Genomic DNA, 17,820 nt, shown 5'->3' with positions numbered 1-17,820 from the left:
GTCAGGGGCTTTTTGCATCGGCCAGTACATCGGCCAGTACATCGGCCAGTGCATCGGCCAGTGCATCGGCCAGTGCATCGGCCAGTGCATCGGGGGTGCAGCCGGGAGATGGACCCGGGAGCAGCACATGTGCAACTCTGATATTCTGAAAGTACAGAGCCGCAATGCATTCCGCGCCCACCGGCGCCCGAAGGAGTTCCATGTTCACACCCGAACCCCCCGCCCTGTCCGCCCGGTCCGCCCTGCGAAGGTCCCCCAGGTCGCGTCGAAAACGAGCGGCCGTCGTGCCGCTCGGCGCCTTCGCTCTCATGTGCGGCCTCGCCGTCCCCCTCGCCGCCGCATCCCCGGCTCCGGCCGAAGCGGCCGTACCCCGCGAGACGACTGCCGCAAACGTCGAAGAGGCGCGTCTCAGCGCCGTCGTGCCGGGCGGGTCGGTTCCGACATCCCAACAGTTCATCGAGTCGAGTGGTCTGCGGCCCGTCCTGGCCGCCTTCGACGAGCGTCTGTCGACAGCATCCTCGGCCTCGGCCCCGCAGATCGTGGCCGAGGCGGGTGCCCAGTTGTGGACCCGTGCGGTCGCGACGGCGCGGGGCGACAACGCGGCGGCGAGCGGCGACCGCTACGACGACCGGGGGCTGTACTGGGCGCGGCTCGCGGCGCGTATGTCGATCAAGTCCTGGGTCGCCGCCGATCCGGCGCGCGGTGGTGCCCTCCTCGCGGATCTTCTGCAGGCGCTTGAGCGCTCGTCGCGCGGTTTCGACGATGTCGCGCACACGGACATTCCCGGCACACGACGCATCCTCACGACCGGTTTCGACCCGTTCCAGCTCGACCAGGTGGGGCAGCGTTCGAATCCCTCGGGTTCAGCCGCACTCGTCCTCGATGGGACGACGATCGACACGCCGACCGGTCCGGCTGTCGTCCAGGCGGTCGTCCTGCCCGTCACCTGGTCGGCTTTCGACACCGGCATCGTCGAGGATGTCTATGGCCCCGGCCTGCGCTACGGCGCACGCAGCATCGACATGCTCGTCACGATCAGCCAGGGGCGTCCGGATGGCTTCGACATCGAACGGTTCGCCGGGGTGTGGCGGGGCGGCTTCGACGACAACCTCACCGAGGGAGTAGCTCAGGGCTATCGTCAGGAGGTGCCTGCAGCACCTGCGGCGCTCGGCTGGCCACAGCCCGTGACATCCCCCCAATTCATCGAGACGACGCTTCCCTGGGAGGCCATCGTCAACGCCACCACCGGCCCCGCACCCGTTCGTCTGAACAAGCGGATCTGCATCTCCCCGACGGCGGTCCGCGAACCCGCGGCGACCCGGTGCGGTGCGGTGCCCGCGATCAAACCCGAATGGTTCGCCGTCGAGGGCGGCGGCGGTGACTACCTCTCGAACGAGAGCATGTATCGCGCTAACCGCCTGCGCCTCGAGATGGGGCGCACGGATGTCGCAGGCGGTCACCTGCACACCAAGTCGCTGGGCTATGAATCCATTCCGGCCGGGCATGTCACCTCGGCGACGTTCGAGTCCGCTCGTGCAGCCGTCGTCGACCAGACCGTCGCGATCTTCGGGGCGGCGGCCGAGGCGCTCAGGCCCCCGGTGGCTGCCCATGCGACGGTCACCCCCGCCGAGGCCGGTGTCGGTGAGAGCGTATCCATCACGATCGAGGGTCTGCTGCCCCGTGAACCGTTCGTCTTCGAGCCGCCCGCGGGCCCGTCGCAGACGGTCGTCGCCGGCGAAGACGGCTCGGCCGCGGTGACGTGGGCGGTTCCTCGGGATGCATCGGCGGGGCCGCACACCCTGACCTTCGTGCGTCAAGACGGGTCGAGCGTGTCGTCATCGGTCGTCGTGCGCGGGGCGGTAATCCCGCCGACCGCCACTCCCACTGCAACGCCGACCGCGACGCCGACGGTGGCGCCCACCTCGGGGCCGACCGCTGCGCCTCCCGTGGCTCCAATCGCATCGGCATCTCCGGCATCTCCGGCATCTCCGGCGCCTGCGGCCGGCACGATCGCGAACGGCAGCGGCTCCGCGGCGGGTGATCGCTCCGCTCCCGACGCTGCCCACCACTCATCGCCGCAGAGCGCGCTCGCTCAAACCGGTCCGTTGGATGCCAGCCTGCCGCTGGTGCTCGCGGCCGTCGCAACCCTGTCGGGTGTGATGCTGACTCTTCGGCGCCGTCGTTCGAGCGCCGCCGGGCGTCAAAACTGACGGTGACACGCAGAGAGGGGGTCCTCGTCGATCGACGAGAACCCCCTCTGGGTAGAAGGAGCGGTGAAGCCTAGACGACGACCCCGCGTGCGCGCAGGTAGGTCGCCGGGTTGGTGTGGGCCCCGCCGATCAGCACCTTGAGGTCGAGGTGGCACCCGGTGGCGACACCCGTGCGGCCGATCGCGGCGATCGCCTGACCACCGGAGACCTGCTGGCCGACACTGACGCGTGTCGAACCACCGAGGATGTGGCCGTAGACCGTCTGCACTCCGCCGCCGTGGTCGATGATGACGCGGTTTCCGAAGGCACCGGCGTTGCCGACGAAGGAGACCCGTCCGCTCGTGGCCGCCTTGATCGTCGATCCGCAGCCGCCACCGAAGTCGATGCCCTGGTGGAACGACGTGGAGCAACCCGTGCCACCGCAGAGGATCTGACGGGGACCGTACCAGGAGGTGATGCCTCCGGCGGCCGGACGCCACCAGCCCTGTGCCGAGGGGGAGAAGAATGTTCCGGTGCCGCTTCCGACTCCGCCACCGGGCGCGGGAGCGGGGGCAGCGCCTCCGCCGCCTCCACCTCCTCCGCCGCCGCCACCGGCGTTGGCCTGGGCGGCGGCCGCTGCGGCAGCGGCGCGACGGGCTTCGGCGGCGCGAGCGGCTGCTTCCGCGGCGGCGCGGGCGGCCGCCTCGGCTGCGGCCTTACGGGCGGCGACGCCGTCCTGATAGCCCTTCTCGACCTCGGCCGTCGTGCCTTTCAGGCTCGCGAGCTGCTCGGTGAGTCGGTCTTCGTTCTGTTCCTGCTCGCTCAGTGCATCCTGCGCGGCGGACGCGGCGTCGTTCGCCGCTTGAAGTTTCGCTTCGGCGTCGGCGCGGAGGGCTTCGAGCTCGGTGGCCGCGACCTTCGCCTGGTCGGTCAGCGCGGTGACCTGGTTGGCGTCCTTCTTGGCGTTCTCGAGGACGTCGGCGCTGCGGCTCGTCAGCTGCGAGAGGGCGCCGAGTTTGTAGAGGGTCTGGTCGGCGTTCTTGGCGTCGACGAAGATGCCGGCGCTGGAGTCGCCGTTGTTCATGCGGCCGAGTCTGGCGAAGAGTGAACCGGCCTGCTTCTGCGAGGCGGCGGCCTTCTCGGTCGCGGCGGCGAGCTGCGTCTCGAGTGTTGCCTGGGCTTCCTCGGCGGCCGTGGCCTTGTCGAGCGCCTCTTGATAGGCGTTGGCCGCGACGACGGCCGCGGACTGGGCTTCGGCGACCCGGGTCGAGAGTTGATCGATGAGGCCGTTGATCTTGTCGATCTCCGCCGCTTTCGAGGTTTCGTTCTGGCGCGCTTTCTGCACGTCGTCCCAGCTCGGGTAGTCGTCGGCGAATGCCGGTGACGCGATCCCCATCGAACTGAAGACGAGTGCGAATGCTGCGATCGCCACGACGGCACGCCTGCGTAGACTCATCAAATAATCCCTAACCTTCGAGCTTTCGTTTAATCTTCACATGCGAAGGGGTGGTCTGTCGCATTTGTCGGGCGCGCCGTTCGAGCCTCATCACAGGACAAGAGGTGGGTGCAACCCCCGTGGCGGCGTTTTGCCGCGGTTCCCGACGGGTGGATAGTGGAGGTCATGCCTCTTCTCATCGCACTCATCGTCATCGGAATCATCCTGCTCATCGTCGGCGGTGTCGTCGCCACGTTGAAGTTCCTGATCTGGCTGGGTCTCGCGCTCGTGCTCATCGGCGCGATCATCTGGCTGCTGCGTTACATCCGCAGCCGCGCCTGAGCTTCTCGGGCCCCCGCTGTCCTCTGACGGCCCTCGACGTGTGTCGGGGGCCGTTTCGCGTGCGCCCGTAAACTGGCGATATGACGACACCTCCGCCCCTTGGTCTGCTGCTCGACGTCGACGGCCCGATCGCCAGCCCCGTCACGCGCACCATGGCCGTTCCGAGCATTGCGACCGATCTGGTGGCTTTGGCCAACGCGGGGGTGCCGGTCGCTTTCAACACGGGGCGATCGGATGCTTTCATCCGCGACGTCGTCGTACCCGAGTTGCGGCGGGCCGGCCTGGCCGAAACCGCGCGTGTCTATGCGATCTGCGAAAAGGGTGCCGTGTGGTTCCGCATCCCCGCGGCCACCGAGCACATTGCCGAAGAGGACATCTTCGTCGACGCATCGCTCGCTCTCGATGACGATTATTCGCGCGAGATCGAGCAGCTGGTTGCCGACCGGTTTGCCGACAGCATGTTCTTCGACCGCACCAAGCGGGCAATGGTTTCGGTCGAGCAGCATGTGGGTGTCGAATCGGCGGAATACTTAGCTGTGCAACCCGTCTTCGACGAAGAGGCGATGCAGCGTCTGTCGGCTCGTGGCATCGGCGTGCTGCGCAATGACGATCACCGACCGGATGCCGAGGGGCTCGTCACGGTGAGGATCGACCCGACGATCATCTCGACCGACATCGAGTCGGTGCGGGTCGGCAAAGACCTGGGCGCGGCGCGTCTGGTCGAATTGCTCGAGCAGGATGGCGTGATGATGCCGGTGTCGTGGCGCACCATGGGTGACTCGCGGAGCGACTATGCGATGGCCGATTGGTTGCACGAACACGGGCACGATGTGGCTCACATCGATGTTCGCCCCGCTGATGGGGTGCCCGAGAAGCCCTACCCGATCTATCACCACGACTCGCTCATCCACGACGAGGCCGGTGCCGTGTTCCTGACGAAGTGGGTGGCTATCGCCCGGGGCGAAGACATCCGCGACGCCTGAGCGCTTCGCTGTTACGTCAGCGCAGCGCGCCGACGGAGGCGAGAGCCGCGCGCACGAGTGCCCCGCGGCCGCCCTCCATCTCAGAGGCCACATCGTCGGAGGCGGCCTCTTCCGGCGTCATCCATGTGATCTCGAGGGCGTCTTGCCGAGGCTCGCACGTGCCGGTCACGGGCACGACGTAGGCCATCGACACGGCATGCTGTCGGTCGTCGGTGTAGGCGCTCACGCCGGGGATCGGGAAGTATTCGGCCACCTGGAACGGCACCGACGAGGCGGGCAGCAACGGGAAGGCCATGGGCCCGAGGTCTTTCTCCAGGTGCCGGAAGAGCGCGTCGCGCAGGGTCTCGCCATAGAGCACTCGGCCCGAGACGATGGTGCGGGTCATCTCGCCCAGCGCGGTGGCGCGCAGCAGCACCCCCACCGACGTGACGTTGCCCAACCCGTCGACGCGCACGGGCACGGCCTCGACATAGAGCAAGGGCAGGCGGCGGCGAATCTGCTCGAGTTCGACATCGCTCAGCCACCCGGCGTTGGTGTTGCCACCGGGATCGGGCGTGGGGTCGGGGTCTGGGGTGCGAACGGCCATGGTCCATTCTTACCCCCTCGGGCGAGCGGAAGCGACGTAGGCGGTGTCGGTGTGGATGGATATGCTGCCTGACAGGCTGTGGAGAACGATGTGGAGGCGGCATGGACGACGTACGGATCGATGAGAGCGCCGTCCTGTGGTCGGCCGGCCCGCAGCAGCGAGCGGGGCGCCCACTCCTCGTCATCCTGCACGGTTATGGGTCGAACGAAGCCGACCTTTTCTCTCTGTCCCCCTACCTCCCGCTCTCTCCCGTCATCGCTTCGCTGCGGGCCCCCTTCACGGCGCCCTGGCCAATCGACGGCTACTCCTGGTTCCGCTTGAGACGACCAGCGGATGTCACCCTCCCCGGTCTGGCGCCAGACGACGACATCGATCCGCCCCACGTCGCCGATCCCGACGGTGGCGATATCGGCGTCGACGACACGGATGGAAACACGGCCATGCACGGTCTCGACGACACGGCCGAGCCCCGAACGCGCGCCGTTGCCGCGGACGCCACGCCCGAGGCATCCATCGACGCGGTTCTGGCCTGGCTGGATTCTCTCGAGACCCCGCCCGCGCAGATCGGCCTGCTCGGGTTCTCGCAGGGTGGTGTCATGGCCATCGAATTGATGCGCCGCCAACCCGAGCGGTTCTCCTTCGTCGTCAACCTGTCCGGTTTCGTCTCTGAGGGCGAACGGCCTGGGGATGTCGCGCTCGCCGAGTCGCTCCCGCCCGTGTTCTGGGGCCGCGGCACTCAAGACGACGTCATCACCGAGGCCGCCATCGTGCGCACGACCGACTGGCTGCCGGCGCACAGCACCCTGAGCGGCCGCATCTATGAGGGGCTCGGGCACGCCGTCTCGCCGCAGGAGCTCACCGACATCGCCGGGTTCGTGGAGCGCGGTTTCACCGTCTGAGTCGCTAGTGCACGGCGGTGCCTCGCACAAGGTGTCTGCCGCTCCCCGACGAATGTCAGTGGTCGGGGGCAGGATGGTCACATGGGCGACGTGCTGCAACGGTTCTCCCCCGCGACCAGGGAATGGTTCAGTGGGGCATTCCCCGCGCCCACCGCAGCCCAGGCCGGCGCGTGGGACGCGGTGTCGCGCGGCCACAACGCCCTTGTCGTGGCTCCCACCGGTTCGGGCAAGACGTTGTCCGCGTTCCTGTGGTCGCTCGATCGGCTGATGGCCGAGCCGCGTGAGCAGCCGGGCACGCGAGTCCTCTACATCTCTCCGCTCAAGGCACTCGGCGTCGACGTCGAGCGCAACCTGCGCGCACCGCTCGTCGGCATCACGCAGACGGCCAAGCGCCTGGGCCTCGAGCCGCCGTCGGTCACGGTCGGCGTGCGTTCGGGCGATACGGCTGCCAACGACCGGCGGGCGCTGCTCAAGCATCCCCCCGAGATCCTCATCACCACGCCCGAGTCGCTCTACCTGATGCTCACGAGTCAGGCGCGCGACACGTTGACGGGCGTCGAGACCGTCATCATCGACGAAGTGCACGCCGTCGCGGCCACGAAGCGCGGGGCGCATCTGGCCCTGTCGCTCGAGCGCCTCGACCGGTTGCTCGAGAAGCCTGCGCAGCGCATCGGGCTGTCGGCCACCGTGCGGCCGCGCGAAGAGGTGGCGAGATTCTTGGGCGGGCGGGCCGAGGTCGAGATCGTGGCGCCGCCGTCCAACAAGAAGTTCGATCTGCGCGTCGTCGTGCCGGTCGACGATATGACCAACCCCGGCGTGGTCGACACGTCGCCGCGCGAAGGTTCGGCCGGGGGAGTCTTCACGCCCGAAGAAAACACGGGTTCGATCTGGCCGCACGTCGAAGAGGCCATCGTCGATCGCATCCTCGAGCATCGATCGACCATCGTCTTCACCAACTCGAGGCGGCTATCCGAGCGGCTGACCGCTCGGCTCAACGAGATCTACGAAGAGCGCCTTTCTCTGGGCGCTGCATCCAGCGCTTCGGCCGAAACGGACGCCGCGGGCACGGGTTCCCGGTCGGCAGACGCGCTGACCGCCTCCGTCGCATCCGGTGCCCTAGTGGCCGCCGGCGTCGGTGCTCAACCTGGTGCTGGGGGCGACGCTGCCCCCGGCTCGAGCTCTGTCGACGCTCCGGGGTCCACCGCGGTGGCCGCACGTCGCGCGCCCGCCGAGATGATGGGCGGCAGTGGTCAGACGCAAGGGTCGCGCGCCGGTGCATCCACGGCTTCGGCCGAGGGCGACGACACGCCCGTTCTCGCCCGCGCCCACCACGGCTCGGTGTCGAAAGAGCAGCGCGCCGTCATCGAAGACGACCTGAAGACGGGTCGGCTGCGGTGCGTGGTCGCGACCTCGAGCCTCGAGCTCGGCATCGACATGGGCGAGGTCGACCTGGTCGTGCAGGTCGAGTCACCGCCGTCGGTCGCCAGCGGCCTGCAGCGCGTCGGCCGTGCCGGCCACCAGGTGGGCGAGACGTCACGCGGCATCCTCTTCCCCAAGCACCGCGCCGACCTCGTGCACACGGCCGTCGCCTCCGAGCGCATGGTCGATGGTTTGATCGAGTCGCTGCAGGTGCCCACCAACCCGCTCGACATCCTGGCCCAGCAGACCATCGCTGCGGCCTCGGTCGACGACCTGGACGTCGAGGACTGGTTCGAGACCGTCCGCCGCAGCGCGCCTTTCCAAAATCTTCCCCGTTCGGCCTACGAGGCCACTCTCGACTTGCTGGCCGGCCGCTATCCGTCCGACGAGTTCGCCGAACTGCGCCCGCGCATCGTCTGGGATCGCGATGCCGGCACCATTTCGGGTCGGCCCGGCGCAAAGCGCCTGGCCGTCACATCGGGCGGCACGATCCCCGACCGCGGTCTCTTCGGCGTCTTCATGGTCGGCGAGGCCGTGCCCGGCGAGAAGAGCACGACAGGCGTGGGGCCGGGTGCGCGCGTCGGCGAGCTCGACGAGGAGATGGTGTACGAGTCCCGGGTCGGAGACATCTTCGCTCTCGGCGCGACCAGTTGGCGCATCCAAGAGATCACGCACGATCGCGTGCTCGTCACTCCGGCCTTCGGTCAGCCCGGGCGGCTGCCGTTCTGGAAGGGCGACGGCCTGGGTCGTCCGGCCGAGCTCGGCCGGGCCGTCGGCGCCTTCATCCGCGACATCGACGGAGCGAAACCCGACGAGAGCACGCTGCGGCTGCAGGCAGCCGGCCTCGACGAGAAGGCCATCGGCAACCTCACCACCTTCCTCCGCGAGCAGCGCGCGGCGACGGGGCATGTGCCCACCGATAAAACACTTGTGGTCGAGCGCTCCCGTGACGAGCTGGGCGACTGGCGCGTCATCCTGCACTCGCCCTTCGGCATGCAGGTCCACGCCCCGTGGGCCCTGGCCATCGGGGCGCGCGTGCAAGAGCGGCTGGGCGTCGACGGGTCGGCCGTCGCCAGCGACGACGGCATCATCGTGCGCATCCCCGACAGCGACCAAGAGCCCCCCGGTGCCGACCTGTTCGTCTTCGAGCCCGACGAACTTCAGCAGATCGTCACCGAAGAGGTCGGCGGGTCGGCCCTGTTCGCCTCGCGCTTCCGCGAATGCGCCGCGCGGGCGCTGCTCCTGCCCAACTATTCGCCCGGCAAACGATCGCCGCTGTGGCAGCAGCGCCAGCGCAGCGCCCAGCTGCTCGACGTGGCGCGAAAATACCCCACGTTCCCGATCATCCTCGAGACCGTGCGCGAGGTGTTGCAAGACGCCTACGACCTGCCCTCGCTGCTCGGCATCGCGCGCGAGATCGCGAGCCGCGCCATCCGCATCGTCGACACCACGACCGACGACCCCTCACCCTTCGCGCGGTCGCTCCTCTTCGGCTATGTCGGCGCTTTCATGTACGAGGGCGACAGCCCCCTCGCCGAACGCCGTGCCGCCGCCCTCACCATCGACAGCACCATGCTCGGCGAGCTCCTCGGCCGGGTCGAATTGCGAGAGCTGCTCGACCCCGGAGTCATCGAGCAGACCGAGCTCGAGCTGCAGCGCCTCGCCCCCGAGCGGCAGATGCATGGCATCGAAGGTGTGGCCGATCTGCTGCGTCTGCTCGGCCCGCTCGGCGTCGGAGAAATCGAGGCGCGCCTCACCGAGGAGGATCGGCCGAACGCGCTGCAGCACCTCACGGCGCTCGCTTCGAGCAAGCGCGCGCTGGCTGTGACCTTTGCCGGGCGCGACTCGTGGGTCGCCATCGAAGATGCGTCCCGCTTGCGCGATGCGCTCGGCGTTCCCCTGCCCATCGGCGTGCCCGTCGCCTTCATCGAGCCGGTCGCCGATCCCGTCGGCGACCTCGTCGCGCGCTATGCCCGCACCCATGCCCCCTTCACCACGCACGCGGTAGCCGAACGCTTCGGCCTCGGCGCAGCCGTCGTGCAGCAGACGCTCAACCGGCTCGCCGCCGACCGCCGCGTCATCAGCGGCGAATTCCTTCCGGGCGGGCGAGCCGGGCTCACGGCAGACGCGGCCGGTTCCACCGAGTGGTGCGACGCCGAAGTGCTGCGCCGGTTGCGCCTGCGCTCACTGGCGGCACTCCGACACGAGGTCGAACCGGTCGACCAGCAGGCGTTCGGTCGATTCCTGCCCGCCTGGCAGCACACGGGTGGGCGCCTCAAGGGTGTCGACGGGGTTGCGGCCGTCATCGAGCAACTGGCCGGCGTGCCCATCCCCGCATCCGCCTGGGAGTCGCTCGTCCTGCCCGAGCGCGTCGCCGACTACTCGCCCACCATGCTCGACGAGCTCACGTCGACGGGCGAGGTCGTCTGGTCGGGGGCGGGCACCCTCGCCGGCAACGACGGATGGGTCAGCCTGCACCTCGCCGACACGCTGTCACTCACCCTGACCGATCAGCCCGAGCACGCGCCCAGCCCGTTGCAGCAAGAGATCCTCGGCACTCTCGGGGGAGGCGGAGCCTACTTCTTCGGGCAGCTCGCCGAGGCCACCGGGTCGACGGACGACAAGATGCTCGTCGAAGCGCTCTGGGATCTCGTCTGGGCCGGGCTCATCACGAACGACACGTTCTCGCCCCTGCGCACGCTCCTCGGCGGAGGAGGAGCTCACCGCACCGCCAGGCGCACGCCGCGCGCCCGCATGTATCGCGGCCGCAGCGTGCCGCGTCCCACCATGGCGACGCGCATCGGTGGCCCGACCCTCGGCGGCCGCTGGTCGATCCTGCCCCTCGCCGAACAAGACACGACCGTCCGCGCGGCCGCTACCGCGGACTTCCTGCTCGAGCGCTACGGGGTCGTCACGCGCGGCTCGGTCGTCTCCGAGGGCGTGCCCGGCGGGTTCGCGCTCACCTACCGCGTGCTGTCAGGATTCGAGGAATCTGGGCGCTGCCGCCGCGGCTATTTCGTCGAGAAGCTGGGCGCGGCCCAGTTCGCCTCATCAGGCACGATCGACCGGTTGCGCAGTTTCTCGCGGCCCGTCGACAGCACCACTGAAAAGCCCGAACTCCACGCGCTCACCCTCGCCGCCACCGACCCCGCGAACCCCTACGGCGCGGCCCTCGCCTGGCCCGGCAGTGAGGCCACGGGCGTCAAACACCGGCCCGGACGCAAAGCCGGGGGCCTTGTCACGCTCGTCGACGGGGCGCTCGTGCTCTACCTCGAACGTGGTGGCAAAACCATGCTCGCGTTCACCGACGACGCCGACGTTCTCCACGCCGCCGCACTGTCGCTCGGGCGCACCGTCACCTCCGGTCGGGTCGACAAGCTGGCCATCGAAAAGGTCAACGGCGACTTCGCCCTCGGCGCACCCATCGCCATACCCCTGCGCGAGGCCGGGTTCACCGAGACGCCGCGCGGATTGCGGATCCGACGTGCCTGAGGGCGATACCGTCTACCGGTCCGCCCGCAGCCTCGACCGGGCGCTCGCCGGGCGGACCGTCACAGGCTTCGACCTGCGCGTGCCGCGATTCGCCACCAGCGACCTCACGGGCGACACCATCCACAATGTCGCCAGCCGTGGCAAACACTTGCTGCACCGCATCGGCACGCACACGCTGCACAGCCACCTCAAAATGGAAGGCGAGTGGCACCTCTACCATCCGGGCACGGCATGGAAGCGGCCCAACTATCAAGCCCGCGCCATCATCGAGACCGACGAATGGGTGGCCGTCGGCTTCGACCTCGGCATCGTCGAGCTGCTCGAAAGGCGCGACGAAGACGAAGCCGTCGGATATCTCGGGCCCGACCTGCTCGGAGACGACTGGGATGCGGCCGAAGCCCAGGCCCGCCTGGCAGCCGAACCCGAGCGCCCCTCTGCCGTCGCCCTGCTCGACCAACGCAACCTCGCCGGCATCGGAAATGAATACGCCAACGAGATCTGCTTCATCCGCGGCATCCTGCCCACCCGGCCCATCGGAGACACCGACATCGCGGCAGCAGTCGAGCTGTCCCACCGGCTACTGCACGCCAACCGCGACAGGCCCCGGCGCATCACGACCGGCAACCAGCGGCCCGGGCAAGAGACCTGGGTGTACGGCCGAAAAGGGCGTCCCTGTCGCCGCTGCGGAACGCCGATCCGCAAGGGTGAGCTCGGCGCGACGGAACTCGAAATGCGCGTCACCTACTGGTGCCCGCGCTGCCAGACCTGAGAGCCAGCACGCCTGCGCAGCGCGCGCCGCGCAGCATCCACGCCCGCGCAGCACCCACACCCGCGCGGCGTGCCCGCCCGCGCTGCACCCACGCCCGCGCTGCACGCCAAGGCGGCGCTCCGCGGTTCAGCAGAACGCCTCACGCCGCCCGCATCCGGGCACGAAAAAGCGGGCCCCGGTAAAAAACCGAGACCCGCTCTTCGTCATGCTTATCGGCGACCCGAACCGCGCGTGTTCACGACCTGGCCGACGCCGAGACCGCCACTGCGACCACCGGAGTGGCTGGCGCGACGCGAACCCGTGGGGCGGCTGCGCGTGGCGGAAGCATCCGATGCGCTGTCGTACTGACGAGACGAGCCCGAACCAGCGCCCGCACCGTTCGCGGGGGCACCGGTCGAGGTGCTGTAGTTCTGAGTCGCGGCACGACCGCCGCGGCCCGAGCTCGAGCCCTGGCCGGACGAGGCGCCGGAACCCGAACGCGCCGGGCGACCCGAACGGTCGCGACGCGGCTCACCCGAACGAGCGGAGCCGCCACGCGACTCGCCGCCGCGCGAACCGGAACCGGCCGTCGAGCCATCACGGGCACCACGAGCGGCGCGCTTGCGTTGCGCGTTCGCACCGGTCGACGAACCGCCACCCTGCGAGGACGACGCCGCACGCGGCGCGGGCTTCACATAGGCAGCCACATCGCCGACAAGGGCGGTGACCTCGGGCGAGGTAGGTGTGACCTGCTGCGGAACGACCTGGATGTCGGCCTTGCGCATCAGAGTCTTGAGGTCGCTGCGCTGAGCCGGGGTGATGATGGTCAGAACATCGCCCGCGCTGCCGGCACGAGCCGTGCGGCCCGAACGGTGCAGGTACGCCTTGTGCTCGGTGGGCGGGTCGACGTGGACGACCAGCTCGACATTGTCGACGTGCACGCCGCGCGCCGCGACATCCGTTGCGACGAGAACGCGCACCTTGCCCTCGCCGAAAGCGGCGAGGTTGCGGTCACGGGCGGCCTGCGACAGGTTGCCGTGCAGGTCGACGGCGGGAATGCCCGAGTCGGTCAGCTGCTTGGCGAGCTTCTTGGCGTGGTGCTTGGTACGCATGAAGAGGATGCGGCGGCCGGTGCCCGAGGCGACGGCCTGCACGAGGTTCTTCTTCTGGTCGAGATCGCTGACCTCGAAAACGTGGTGCGTCATGGCGGCGACGGGGGAGTTGGCCTCGTCGACCGAGTGCAGGACCTCGTTGTGCAGGTAGCGCTTGACGAGCTTGTCCACACCGTTGTCGAGCGTGGCCGAGAACAGCAGACGCTGTCCGTCGGTCGGGGTCTTGTCCATGAGGCGCGTGACGACGGGCAGGAAGCCCAGGTCGGCCATGTGGTCGGCCTCGTCGAGCACGGTGATCTCGACGGCGTCGAGCGATACGAAGCCCTGCTTCATGAGGTCCTCGAGGCGGCCGGGGCACGCGACGACGATATCGACGCCGGCCTTGAGAGCGGCGACCTGGCGGCTCTGGTTGACGCCACCGAAGATGGTGGTGGTCTTCATGCTGTAGGCAGCGGCGAGCGGTGCGAGCACGGCATCGATCTGCGTTGCGAGCTCGCGGGTCGGGGCCAGAATGAGGCCAACGGGGCGACCGGGGCGACGACGGCCACCCGAGAGTGTGGTGCCGAGGCGGGCGGCCATCGGGATGCTGAAGGCCAGCGTCTTGCCCGAGCCCGTCTTTCCGCGGCCGAGCACATCGCGACCCGACAGCGTGTCGGGCAGCGTGTCGACCTGGATGGGGAAGGGCGTGGTCTTGCCATCGGCGATGAGCGCGTTGACGAGGGCAGTGGGAACGCCGAGAGCGGCGAACGTGGTGTCTGTTTCTGTCATGGGGTTGTGCCTTTCAGGCAGGCACCCTGTTCGTGACGCACGCATACCTCGGCCACGCCGCCTTCGGTGCCTGTTCGAATGAACCGGTGCACGGCGAAGAGGTGGGGCAGTGGTCGAACGGCAGAAGGAGCTGCCGGGCGATCCGGTGATGCGTGCTCTGGCACGACGGGTGGATGTGGCGAAAGCGTCGGAAGACGCATCCGTTCGCCGTATGAAATCCGTGAACCGGCCGAGCCGGTGTGAAAGCGTTCTACGACGCAAGGGGCACCGCAGCGCCCACAAGTCCTCCCAGACTACAGCGTCGAGTCGTCGGCGTCGAATCTGGTTCCGTCGTCCGTGGGGGCACCGGCTGCGGCATCCCCGGTATTCGCGCCGGGTTCCTCGTCCTTCTCCAGCTCGGGGTCGAACGCCCAGGTCGGTGCCATCTGCACCATGCGTGCCCCGCGCCACTGCCACAACGACCACAGCGGGTACCACAGCGCCGGCGCCACGGCCCCCGAAATCTCGAGCCTGTCGCGATACAGCGTCTTGGTGGGGTCGCCGGGCGCCGGCGCGATCGCCATGCGGTGGTCCCAGCGCGTCAGCAACGTGAGCGGACCACTCAATGGCGCGCCGCTGTCGTGCATCATGCGTACGCCGTCGGCGCGGTGTTCCTGGAAGTCGAGCCGGATGTCTTGGCCACCGACCGGCACGAGCCCGAGCGCCTTGAGCGTGACGGCGTGGGAGCCGGGCCCCCAGATCGTGGGGAACGCGCCCTCCTGTGATTCGGGCTGCAAGAGCGGCCCATACAACTCGGTCAGCACCGTCGGCGACTTGATTGCGCGCCAGGCGGCATCGGGGTCACAGTCCAGGATCAACTTCAGCTGTACATGCATATCCCCATACTGCTCCGCCGGATGCGCTCGCGCAGGGCCTTGCGCCCGGACATCCCGCGCATCCACAGTTTTCTCGCCCGACCATCCATCCCTCCTCCTACATCGCTCGACGCTCGTTCGGCACGCGCGCCGTGGACGCGCGGCCGCCCCGGTGCGGTAAACAGGTCACGTGGCGATCCGATACTGGCTGGTGGTCGCGCCCCTCGACCGGGTGCGTCGCTTGCGCGCGGCCGGCGTCGTCGAGATGACGTTCGGCGGCCGAGACGGTCTCGAGGATTTCTCCGAGGCCGACGGCATCGTCTTCTACTCCCCGCGCTACGAATCGCCCGAGGGGGAGCGTCTGCGCGCGTTCACGGCCATCGGTCGTATCTCCGACGGGCGGATGTTCCTCGCCGATCAGTCCGCGGGCTCTCGCTCCTGGCGGCGCCGCGTCGACTTCATGGACGACACGGTGTTCCAACCCGTCCGCCCGCTCGTCGGGCTGCTGGAGTTCACGCGCGATCGGCGGATGTGGGGCCAGCAGTTGCGTCGAGGCATCCTCGAGATTTCGCGTCTCGACTTCGAGACCATCCGTGACGGGATGCGGCTGCCGTCCGCCGATGAGAGGCCCCCGCGTTCGCTCACAGACAGGGTGTGGTACTGACGCCGGTTCGCGGGCATGTTTCGGCGGGGTTACGATATCCGGATGAGCGTTCAGCAGACCGTCGTATCCCCCCTCACGCAGACGAAGTACCAGGTGCGCCTCGACTTCGGCAAGCCGGGGCTCAAGCGCATGACCGATGCCGACGTCATCATCTGGGTCGACTCGCTCGGCCAGTTCGAAACGATGAGCGTTCAGGCCTGCGCCGTCGAAGACGCCACGATCATTGCCGCCGACCTCACGAACCGCACGGCCGCGGCGCAGTGGGTGCTCGAGCACCAGGTGCGCCTGGGCCGTCGCGTGACCATCGCGGTCGTCGCCGCGGGACGCGAGGGTGCCTTCGCGAGTCATGACGCGCTCGCCGCCGGGGCCGTTATCGACGCACTCGCGACGGCCGGCATCGACTTCACCTCGCCAGAGGCGGCCGTCGTCTGCGCCGCCTTCGAAGGCCTGCAGAAGGCCGTCGGCCACCTCTTCACGGCCTCCGTCGTGGGCCAGGAGATGATCGTCGCCGGCGAGCGCGAGAAGGTCGTCCGCGCCTCGCAGGTCGACACCCGCACCGATGTGAAGGTTCTGCGGCTCGCGTCCTGACGCCTCGCCGGGTCCGCGCGCGGCGACTCCTGTGTGAGGCTGCTGAGAGCGTTGTCGAGGCCCTCGCATTCACGCCGGCGTCGGCGTAGTCTCGCGCCATGAAAGCAACTCTGAATGACACGGTCCTCGCCGAAGCCGAGCAGGACGATCTGATCAAAATCGAAGGCAACTGGTACTTCCCGCCGGCGAGCCTGAAGAAGGAACTGTTCGAAAGCTCCGACACCCCGTACACCTGCCCGTGGAAGGGTGAGGCTCAGTACTGGAACGTACGTGTCGACGGCGACGTCCACGCCGACAAGGCCTGGAGCTACCCGACCCCTTACGACGGCGCCGCTTCGCGCGTCGGCAAGGACTTCGCCGGTTACGTCGCGTTCGACCCCTCGGTCACGGTCTCGGCCTAGCCCTGCAGTGGTGACTGGGTCGGGCGCGAGAAGCACGGTTGCGCCTGGCCCGGTCCCTCTCTACGACGGATGCCCTGCCTCCCGCACCCGTCGCCCGTGTTCGCTTCTCGCATCCGCATCCGCATCCGCATCCGCATCCGCACCCGCGCCGCGCCGCAGGCCCGCCACGCGGGCCCGTCCCGGACCGTGACGCCGCGCACGGCGACGAGGCCCAGGCGGCCCCGGCCGAGAGGCCTACCAGACCAGTTTTCGCAGTGTGCGCAGATTACGCGTCGTCACCGTCTCGGCGCCGCTGCGGTAGGTCGACCGGGCGGTCAATCTCGCGAAAGGGCTGTCGGTGCTCGACCCTTTGGTCACCTCCCAGTAGATGACCTCGTCGCCACCCGCCAGGCGCTCCACGTCCGCGGTATCGCTCTGGCCGACCACCCGCTGGCCAGACGTGGCGCCTGCGAGATCGTCGAGCGCCCCCCAGTAGCCCGGCAATCGAGACGCCTCGTCGATGAGGCGCGTCATGACTGATCGATCGGTCGCAAACGTGACATATGGATGCTTCTCGGCCACCTCGTCGAAGGGGTAATCGGCGATGATGCGCTGCAGTTCGTCCGATGTGAGTGCCACGACGGCGACGCCGTAGCCGTAGCGCTCGTCGATCGCCCGTTCGATCAAGCCCCTCACCGCAGACCGGTCAGCGTCTTCTTCGGCTTCTACCAGGAGGTTGCCCGAGGCGAGCACGGCACGCGCCCGCCGAAAGCCGGCTGCGGTCACGGCTTCGACGAGGTCGGCGGATCGAATCGTGTTGCCGCCGACGTTCACGCCCCGTAGCAGGCCGATCCAGGTGGTGGTCACGCGCGACCCTCCGCCGCTGCGGCCCGGCGTCGCGTCGCTGCCGAGATCTCGCGGCGTGCCCAGGTGATCTCGAAGGCCGGGTCGAACCGCTTCGAGCACACGGCGCACGAACTCGTCCGGGCGGGTCGCCGGTGCCGGTAGAGCGTGTGCCCGTTCGGGCAGGTGCCCACCCAGGGTGCCAATTCGTCGGCGGTCTCGCCCGAATGCAGCCGCGACCCTTCGTAGCCGAGCTCGGCAGCTGTTTTTCGCCATTGGGGACCGTGCCCCGCGCGCGACCCTGCCACGGCGTGCGCCACCTCGTGCAACAGAATCTGATGGATCTCGTCGTCGTCGTATCGCGCCGCGAGGTAGCGCGATACGGTGATGCGCTTGTCGGTGTAGTTGCACAGACCGGCGCGTCGCTTGGCATTGTCGAAGTCGAACGACCAGCCGGGGTCGAGGTGGAGCGCGATCAGGGCATCGGCCCACACGCGCACACGGGCGAGATCAGACAT

16 protein-coding genes are annotated in these 17,820 nt (G+C 68.8%); 9 read left to right on the top strand and 7 right to left on the bottom strand.

Translation table 11 applies throughout. The features are described 5' to 3' along the window. Position 1 precedes the first annotated feature (1 nt). Complete coding sequence (locus ACZ6IE_RS11745) at positions 2-202, bottom strand: hypothetical protein (RefSeq protein WP_464608089.1); 201 nt, start codon at positions 200-202, stop codon at positions 2-4. An 82-nt stretch (positions 203-284) separates the two neighbouring features. On the opposite strand from ACZ6IE_RS11745, the gene ACZ6IE_RS11740 reads away from it, so the two are divergent. Then, entirely contained in the window at positions 285-2,210 is a 1,926-nt protein-coding gene (locus tag ACZ6IE_RS11740; RefSeq protein WP_464608088.1) for a hypothetical protein, read from the top strand. A 70-nt stretch (positions 2,211-2,280) separates the two neighbouring features. Here ACZ6IE_RS11740 and ACZ6IE_RS11735 read toward each other — a convergent pair whose 3' ends face one another. Beyond that, positions 2,281-3,621, bottom strand: a complete 1,341-nt coding sequence (locus ACZ6IE_RS11735) for a peptidoglycan DD-metalloendopeptidase family protein (protein ID WP_464608087.1) — start codon at positions 3,619-3,621, stop codon at positions 2,281-2,283. 189 nt (positions 3,622-3,810) lie between these two features. On the opposite strand from ACZ6IE_RS11735, the gene ACZ6IE_RS11730 reads away from it, so the two are divergent. Both ACZ6IE_RS11730 and ACZ6IE_RS11725 read left to right on the top strand, forming a co-directional pair. Continuing rightward, on the top strand, positions 3,811-3,966 hold the full coding sequence (locus ACZ6IE_RS11730) for a hypothetical protein (protein ID WP_179100273.1): 156 nt from the start codon (positions 3,811-3,813) through the stop codon (positions 3,964-3,966). Positions 3,967-4,046: 80 nt separating this feature from the next. Continuing rightward, on the top strand, positions 4,047-4,949 hold the full coding sequence (locus ACZ6IE_RS11725) for a hypothetical protein (RefSeq protein WP_464608086.1): 903 nt from the start codon (positions 4,047-4,049) through the stop codon (positions 4,947-4,949). Positions 4,950-4,965: 16 nt separating this feature from the next. Here ACZ6IE_RS11725 and ACZ6IE_RS11720 read toward each other — a convergent pair whose 3' ends face one another. Beyond that, the gene (locus ACZ6IE_RS11720; RefSeq protein WP_077055041.1) at positions 4,966-5,535 is read right to left on the bottom strand and encodes an NUDIX hydrolase family protein; all 570 of its coding nucleotides are present in this window, start codon (positions 5,533-5,535) and stop codon (positions 4,966-4,968) included. Between the two features lie 101 nt (positions 5,536-5,636). Between ACZ6IE_RS11720 and ACZ6IE_RS11715 the strand changes: the two genes are divergently transcribed. The 3 genes from ACZ6IE_RS11715 to ACZ6IE_RS11705 all read left to right on the top strand — a co-directional run bounded on the left by ACZ6IE_RS11715 (position 5,637) and on the right by ACZ6IE_RS11705 (position 12,114). Next, positions 5,637-6,434 (top strand): alpha/beta hydrolase, encoded by a 798-nt coding sequence (locus tag ACZ6IE_RS11715; protein WP_464608085.1) that lies wholly within the window; start codon positions 5,637-5,639, stop codon positions 6,432-6,434. 81 nt (positions 6,435-6,515) lie between these two features. Next, the gene (locus ACZ6IE_RS11710) at positions 6,516-11,345 is read left to right on the top strand and encodes an Lhr family ATP-dependent helicase (protein ID WP_464608084.1); all 4,830 of its coding nucleotides are present in this window, start codon (positions 6,516-6,518) and stop codon (positions 11,343-11,345) included. Beyond that, positions 11,338-12,114 (top strand): DNA-formamidopyrimidine glycosylase family protein, encoded by a 777-nt coding sequence (locus ACZ6IE_RS11705; RefSeq protein WP_464608083.1) that lies wholly within the window; start codon positions 11,338-11,340, stop codon positions 12,112-12,114. The genes ACZ6IE_RS11710 and ACZ6IE_RS11705 overlap by 8 nt, the downstream gene beginning before the upstream one ends. Positions 12,115-12,323: 209 nt before the next feature. Here ACZ6IE_RS11705 and ACZ6IE_RS11700 read toward each other — a convergent pair whose 3' ends face one another. Continuing rightward, positions 12,324-13,973 (bottom strand): DEAD/DEAH box helicase, encoded by a 1,650-nt coding sequence (locus ACZ6IE_RS11700; RefSeq protein ID WP_464608082.1) that lies wholly within the window; start codon positions 13,971-13,973, stop codon positions 12,324-12,326. A 293-nt stretch (positions 13,974-14,266) separates the two neighbouring features. Continuing rightward, positions 14,267-14,848 (bottom strand): hypothetical protein, encoded by a 582-nt coding sequence (locus tag ACZ6IE_RS11695; RefSeq protein ID WP_464608081.1) that lies wholly within the window; start codon positions 14,846-14,848, stop codon positions 14,267-14,269. 169 nt (positions 14,849-15,017) lie between these two features. Here ACZ6IE_RS11695 and ACZ6IE_RS11690 point away from each other — a divergent pair, with 169 nt between their 5' ends. From ACZ6IE_RS11690 to ACZ6IE_RS11680, 3 genes are all read left to right on the top strand, one after another. After that, a complete protein-coding gene (locus ACZ6IE_RS11690) occupies positions 15,018-15,491 on the top strand; it encodes an EVE domain-containing protein (RefSeq protein ID WP_464608080.1) in 474 nt (157 codons plus the stop codon). A 42-nt stretch (positions 15,492-15,533) separates the two neighbouring features. After that, the gene (locus ACZ6IE_RS11685) at positions 15,534-16,079 is read left to right on the top strand and encodes a 2-phosphosulfolactate phosphatase (protein WP_464608079.1); all 546 of its coding nucleotides are present in this window, start codon (positions 15,534-15,536) and stop codon (positions 16,077-16,079) included. A gap of 98 nt (positions 16,080-16,177) precedes the next feature. Next, complete coding sequence (locus ACZ6IE_RS11680; RefSeq protein WP_464608078.1) at positions 16,178-16,480, top strand: DUF427 domain-containing protein; 303 nt, start codon at positions 16,178-16,180, stop codon at positions 16,478-16,480. A 234-nt stretch (positions 16,481-16,714) separates the two neighbouring features. Here the strand turns inward: ACZ6IE_RS11680 and ACZ6IE_RS11675 are convergent, their stop codons facing one another. Then, on the bottom strand, positions 16,715-17,326 hold the full coding sequence (locus ACZ6IE_RS11675) for a DUF1697 domain-containing protein (protein WP_464608077.1): 612 nt from the start codon (positions 17,324-17,326) through the stop codon (positions 16,715-16,717). Beyond that, a complete protein-coding gene (locus tag ACZ6IE_RS11670; protein ID WP_464608076.1) occupies positions 17,323-17,820 on the bottom strand; it encodes a SprT-like domain-containing protein in 498 nt (165 codons plus the stop codon). The genes ACZ6IE_RS11675 and ACZ6IE_RS11670 overlap by 4 nt, the downstream gene beginning before the upstream one ends.

The organism is Okibacterium sp. AC114 (assembly GCF_979253355.1).
The sequence above is the reverse complement of the archived record's forward strand: the minus strand, read 5'-3'. Positions and strand labels throughout refer to the sequence as shown.